Source organism: Mycobacterium sp. AT1, from assembly GCF_002043095.1.
In the GTDB taxonomy this organism is placed as follows: domain Bacteria; phylum Actinomycetota; class Actinomycetes; order Mycobacteriales; family Mycobacteriaceae; genus Mycobacterium.
Window position 1 is genome coordinate 1 of the sequence record NZ_MVOC01000122.1, and the last position, 5,576, is coordinate 5,576.

General features: G+C 69.4%; 7 protein-coding genes. 3 read left to right on the forward strand and 4 right to left on the reverse strand.

The window, feature by feature from the left end:
- Positions 1–207: glycosyltransferase (locus tag B1790_RS33810; RefSeq protein WP_369832470.1), on the reverse strand; the 207-nt coding region annotated here is incomplete at its 3' end.
- Between the two features lie 130 nt (positions 208–337).
- Between B1790_RS33810 and B1790_RS33815 the strand changes: the two genes are divergently transcribed.
- Positions 338–1,027, forward strand: coding sequence for a response regulator transcription factor (locus B1790_RS33815; RefSeq protein ID WP_079927625.1), 690 nt, complete (start codon positions 338–340; stop codon positions 1,025–1,027).
- Positions 1,014–2,039, forward strand: coding sequence for a cell wall metabolism sensor histidine kinase WalK (locus B1790_RS33820; RefSeq protein ID WP_079927626.1), 1,026 nt, complete (start codon positions 1,014–1,016; stop codon positions 2,037–2,039). The genes B1790_RS33815 and B1790_RS33820 overlap by 14 nt, the downstream gene beginning before the upstream one ends.
- 80 nt (positions 2,040–2,119) lie before the next feature.
- Here B1790_RS33820 and B1790_RS33825 read toward each other — a convergent pair whose 3' ends face one another.
- Genes B1790_RS33825 through B1790_RS33835 form a run of 3 tightly spaced genes read right to left on the reverse strand, consistent with a single transcriptional unit; the run spans position 2,120 to position 5,090 of the window.
- Positions 2,120–3,247 (reverse strand): nitronate monooxygenase, encoded by a 1,128-nt coding sequence (locus tag B1790_RS33825; protein WP_079927627.1) that lies wholly within the window; start codon positions 3,245–3,247, stop codon positions 2,120–2,122.
- 38 nt (positions 3,248–3,285) lie between these two features.
- Positions 3,286–4,317 carry an NAD(P)-dependent oxidoreductase gene (locus B1790_RS33830; RefSeq protein WP_079927628.1) on the reverse strand — a complete coding sequence of 344 codons (1,032 nt, stop codon included), beginning with the start codon at positions 4,315–4,317 and terminating at the stop codon, positions 3,286–3,288.
- Positions 4,314–5,090, reverse strand: a complete 777-nt coding sequence (locus B1790_RS33835) for an S-methyl-5'-thioadenosine phosphorylase (protein ID WP_079927629.1) — start codon at positions 5,088–5,090, stop codon at positions 4,314–4,316. Before B1790_RS33835 ends, B1790_RS33830 begins: the two co-directional genes overlap by 4 nt.
- A gap of 321 nt (positions 5,091–5,411) precedes the next feature.
- Between B1790_RS33835 and B1790_RS35970 the strand changes: the two genes are divergently transcribed.
- Positions 5,412–5,576 (forward strand): hypothetical protein (locus B1790_RS35970; RefSeq protein ID WP_369832471.1); only part of this gene is annotated, 165 nt, incomplete at its 3' end.

Below are 5,576 nucleotides of genomic sequence, written 5' to 3' on the forward strand. Positions count from 1 at the left end.
GACGATCGGCGTCGACGCCGCGACGATGCCCGCGTTCACCGCCGCGCCGTAGCCCGGCGCCGACTCCTCGACGACCGTTGCCCCGCACCGCCGTGCCACCTCGGCGGTGCCGTCGGTGCTGTTGTTGTCGACGACCAGGGCGCGGTACCCGTTTGGGATCAGGGCAAGCACACCTGGCAGCGACTCAGCCTCGTTGAGGCACGGCATCACCACCGTGACGCGAGAAGGGTCCACGGGCGTCAGGTTAACCATCATCCCTGTCAGCACGCGCGCCCAACGCTAACGAATCCATGACGTCGGCCCAGGTACGGCGTTTGCCGGACTACTCTGAGACGTTGTGACCCGAGTACTGATCGCCGATGACGACAACGTCGTCCGCGACGTCGTACGCCGATACCTCGAGCGTGACGGGCTCGACGTCCTGGTCGCCCGCGACGGAAACCAAGCCCTGCGCATGCTGGGCTCCGAGCAAATCGACGTCGCCGTCCTCGACGTGATGATGCCGGGACCGGACGGGCTCGCCCTGTGTCGCGTGCTCCGCGAACGCGGCGGCTACGCGGTTCCGGTGATTTTGCTGACCGCCCTCGGCGAGGAGGACGACCGCATCGCCGGGCTCGAGGCGGGCGCCGACGACTACCTCGTCAAACCGTTCAGCCCGCGCGAGCTGGCGTTGCGGGTGCGGTCGGTACTGCGCCGCGCGCCCTCGGCTCCCGGCGCGCAACCTGCCGTGGTCACGGTGGGCGACATGACGGTGTCCGCCGCGGCCCGGTCGGTCACCATCAAGGGTCAGGCGGTGAGCCTGACCAACCGCGAATTCGACCTCCTGCTGTTCTTCCTGACCCACACCGGCACCGTCTTTACCCGGGAAGAGCTGCTGAAACTGGTGTGGCAGTGGGACTTTGGGGACCTGTCTACCGTGACGGTCCACGTCAAGCGACTGCGTTCGAAGCTGGGCGCCGAGCACCGGGTGCAGACGGTGTGGGGCCGCGGCTACATGTGGAGCGAGGAGCGGTATGCCGTCGACTGACATCTGGGAGATCGCCGGCTTGGCGCTGGCGTGCTCGGTGCCGGTGGTGGTGGCAGGCGCGGTCCTGATCCGGTTGGCACGGTCGTGGTCCCTGACCCTCAGCATGGTGGTGCTGGTGCTGATCCCGACGGTGGCGACGTTCACCGGCGTCTTCGGTGCCAGCGGATTCATGCTGTCACCGCGGTACGAGGGCATCGCCGTCGTACTGGTCATCGTGTCGGTGGTGACGATCCCCGCGGCGATCATGCTCGCCCGCTACCAGGCCAGGCGCACCGTCTGGGAACAGCAGATCCGCGAGGCCGACGAGGTCGCCGAGCAATCGCGCCGCCAACTCGTCGCGTTCGTCAGCCACGACCTTCGCACGCCGCTGGCCGGGATTCGGGCGGTCGCCGAGGCGATCGCCGACGGCGTGGTCGAAGACGACGAGATTCGCGTGCACGCCAAGCACATCGAACACGAGACGATCCGGCTCTCCGAGATGGTGGACGACCTCTTCGAGATGTCGAAGATCAACGCGGGCGCCGTCCAACCCGCCTACGACAAGGTGTCACTCGACGAGGTCGTCGACGACGTGGTCTCGGCGCACCGCATCGCCGCCGAACGCGCGGGCGTCGCGCTGCACGCCAGGGTGCCCGCGACCCCGGTCGGGGTGATCGGGAGCGACCGCGCGCTGGTGCGGGTGCTGTCCAACCTCGTCGCCAACGCCATCGCCCACACCCCCGAGGGCGGCACCGTCGAACTCGCCATCGGGTCGGACGGCGAGGGCGCCTGGGCGCGGGTCGACGACACCGGGGTTGGCATCAACGAGGCCGATCTGGCGCGTGTCTTCGACGTCGCCTATCGCGGGTCGAACGGCCGGGTGCCCCGCGAAGACTCTTCCCTGCCAAGCGGATCCGGGCTGGGGCTGGCGATCGCCGCCGGCCTGGTGCACGCCCACCACGGCACGGTGTCGGCCTACAACCTGGAGAACGGCGCGCGCTTCGAGGTGCGGCTACCACTCGCGGGCGAATAAACCCCGCCGAGCGTGAACTTTCGTTACGCCGAAATACTCCGCGGCGTCGCAAAACTCCACACTCGGCGGAAGGAAGAAAGTCAGTCGGGGACGGAGTCGCCCAGCCGCTGCGCCGCCGCGAGGTAGTCCTCGATGAATTCGAGCACCACGGTGCGCGCGGGCTTCACCTTGTTCATCAACCCGACGCCCTGCCCGACGAAGTAGGTGGCCAGCTCCTGCGCGCCAGGATGGCCGCTGGCGGCGAGCTTGTCGATGCGCCGCAGAGTCGGTTCGACCAGCATCGACTGCAGTGGCAGCGGAAGCGGCTTCTGCCCACCGGGATTGGGCGCCCACGCGTTGGTCCAGTCCGAGACCAGTTGCCGCGACGGCTTACCCGTGCGTCCGGCCGAGCGAATAGTGTCGCGCGAGGTCGCGGTCAGCATCTTCTGCACGGTGTGCGGTGCGGTCTCGGCCTCTTCGGTGGTCAGCCACACCGACCCGGTCCAGGCGCCCGCGGCACCCATCGCCACGCAGGCCGCCATCTGTCGACCGGTGACGATGCCGCCAGCCGCGAGCACCGGGATGTCGCTGCCGACCTCGGCGAGTGCGTCGAGCACCTCGGGCACCAGCACCAGCGTCGACACCTCACCGCAGTGCCCGCCGGCCTCGGTGCCCTGGGCGATGATCAGGTCGACCCCGGCGGCCACCTGCTTGAGCGCGTGCTCGCGAGCGCCGACCAGCGCTGCGACCGGGACACCGGAGGACTGCCCCGCTTCGATCATGTAGGGCGGCGGCACGCCAAGGGCGTTGGCCATCAACTTGATCGGGTGCCGCAGCGCCACTTCGAGCAACGCCTCGCCGGTGTCACCGGACAGGCTGCTTCCGCCGACGCGACGCTTGTGATCGTCGGGAATGTCATGGGAGGCAAGCAGTTCGGTGACGAACTCCCGATACTCGGCCGGAATGCGGTCGACGAGGGCACCCGCCTCGAGCTTCTCGCCCTTGCCCTCGAACTTGGCTGGCACGATGATGTCGACGCCATACGGCTTGCCGCGGACCTGCTCGTCGATCCAGTTGAGTTCCTGCTCGAGCGCCTCGGGGGTGAACGCGGTGCCACCGAGCACGCCGAGGCCGCCTGCGTTGGTGACCGCCGCGACGACGTCCCGACAATGACTGAAGGCGAACAGCGGGAAGTCGATGCCGTACTGGTCGCAGATCGAGGTCTTCACCCGGTCAGTATTACTTGACGCGTGTCAAATTCCAACAATCACCCGCGTAGCGGCTCGAACGCGAACTCCCGCAGGCCGTCGGCAGGGTCGACCGCCGCCCGGAAACCGAGCACCTCGGCCGCGGCGGCGGGATCGGCAACGATGTGGCGGACGTCGCCGCTACGGTACTGGCCGGTGACCACCGGGGCCTGCCCGCCGCGGGCCTCGCAGATCCTGGTCGCGACGTCCATGATCGAGATCGGCCGCCCCGAACACACGTTGAACGCCGCGAAGCCACTGGTGTCCGCCTCCACCGCCGCCGCGTTGACCGCCGCCACGTCGGCGACGTGGACGAAGTCCCGCATCTGGCCACCATCCTCGAAAACCCTTGGCGGCTCGCCCCTTTCGATGGCGGACCGGAAGATCGCCGCCACCCCCGAATACGGGGTGTCGCGTGGCATCATCGGACCGTAGACATTGTGATAGCGCAGCGCGACGACCGAGCCGCCGGTGGCCTCCGCCCATGCCAGGGCGTAGTGCTCCTGCGCGGTCTTGCTCGCCGCGTACAGACTGCGCGGCCGCAGCGGCGCATCCTCGCCCACCAATCGCCAGTCCAGTTCCTCACCGCCGATCGGGCAGCGGTGTTCGAAGACGCCTGCGTCCAGGTCCGCCGTCGTGCGGGGCAGCGGGTCGACCGGCCCGTGCACCGGACAGTCGTAGCCGCCCTGCCCGTAGACGACCATCGACGACGCCAGCACCAGCCGTCGGCAACCGGCGGCGAACATCTCCGCGAGCAGCACCGTCGTCCCGTAGTCGTTGTGACTGCCGTAGTTCGGCGCATCGGAGGCGTCGACCCCGGCGCCCACCACGGCCGCCTGATGACACACGACGTCCACCCCAGGCAGCAGCGCCGCCATGCCAGACGCGTCGCGGACGTCGACCTCGAGGACGCCCTCCGGCGGCGTCGTGGCATCACCGTGCGCCGCGGACAGCATCGCGTCCACCGCGACGACGTCGTGGCCGCGCGCCGTCAGCGCCGCGCAGACCTGTGAGCCGATGAACCCCGCGGCACCGGTGACGAGGACCCTCACGGCAGCTCGAACGGCAGGGTGACGCCCGCGTGGGCAACGCAGTGCTCGCACGTGCGATCCGGCGCCACGCTCTCGATGGCCTCGTGCACCAGTTTCTTGAACGGCACCAGGTTCTTCTCGAACTCCGCGAACACGTCAACGGCCGTCACGCCGGCGCCGGACTCGATGCCCGCGTCCAGATCGGTGACCAATGCGATTGCGGCGTAACACATCTCCAACTCGCGAGCCAGCACCGCCTCCGGGTAACCGGTCATGTTCACCAGCGTGAAGCCCTGCGACGCGAACCAGCGGCTCTCCGCGCGCGTCGAAAAGCGCGGACCCTGAATCACCACCATCGTGCCGCCGTCCACCACCCCTGGCAGCTCTGCGGCGTTGGCGCGCAGGGTCGGGCAGTAGGGATCGGCGAACCCGACGTGGATGCCGCCCTCGTCGAAGTAGGTGTCGGCGCGGGCGCTGGTGCGGTCGACGAGCTGATCGGGCACCACCATCGACCCGGGCCCGAGCTCGGGGGTCAGGCTGCCCACCGCGCACGGAGCGAATATCCGCCGGACGCCCAGCGCGCGCAACGCCCACATGTTCGCGCGGTACGGCACGGTGTGCGGGGAGAACTCGTGGTTGGCGCCGTGCCGCGGCAGGAACGCGACCTCGTGCGAGCCGACGGTCCCGACGGTGATGGCGCCGCTCGGCGCGCCGTAGGGGGTGTCGACGCTGATGCTGCGCGCATCCGAGCCGAAGAACGTATAGAAACCACTGCCACCGATCACTGCAAGCATGGGTTCATTGTCGGCCATGCGTCCGACGAAGAGTCGCCGGGCGCATCGTGACGGTGCTGTGACGAGTGGCCCGGAGGCTCGCACCACCGCGGCAACTGCTGACAACCTCGTCGTTGGCGCCCACCCATCGATCCGGCAAGGCATGCACTGACTACGTCCCCCACGGTTGACTATCGGAGCCCGCGCACGTGGCCGACGCTGCTGCTGGGCCTGCTCGGCGTGCTGGCCGCGGTGGCGTTGCCGTTCGCGCCGACGTGGCTCGACACCTCCACCGTCACCTGGCCCGTTCCTGGTGAGCCGGTCGCCTCGAGCACGGCGGTCGTGACGCCGTACCGGCCCGACGCGATGACGGCCGTCGTGCCCTGCTCGGCGCTGCGGGCGGCCGGTCCGGCCGCCGTGGCGCTCGCGACCGGGCCCGAGCCGGGCGGGCTGGTGGTCACGGGCCGCGCCGCTCGGGTGGGCGGCACCACCGTCGACCTGGGCCCG

Coding starts and splice junctions, on each gene's coding strand:
- B1790_RS33820 (WP_079927626.1), top strand. CDS start 1,014: ATGCCGTCGACTGACATCTGGGAGATCGCCGGCTTGGCGCTGGCGTGC.
- B1790_RS33835 (WP_079927629.1), bottom strand. CDS start 5,090: ATGCTTGCAGTGATCGGTGGCAGTGGTTTCTATACGTTCTTCGGCTCG.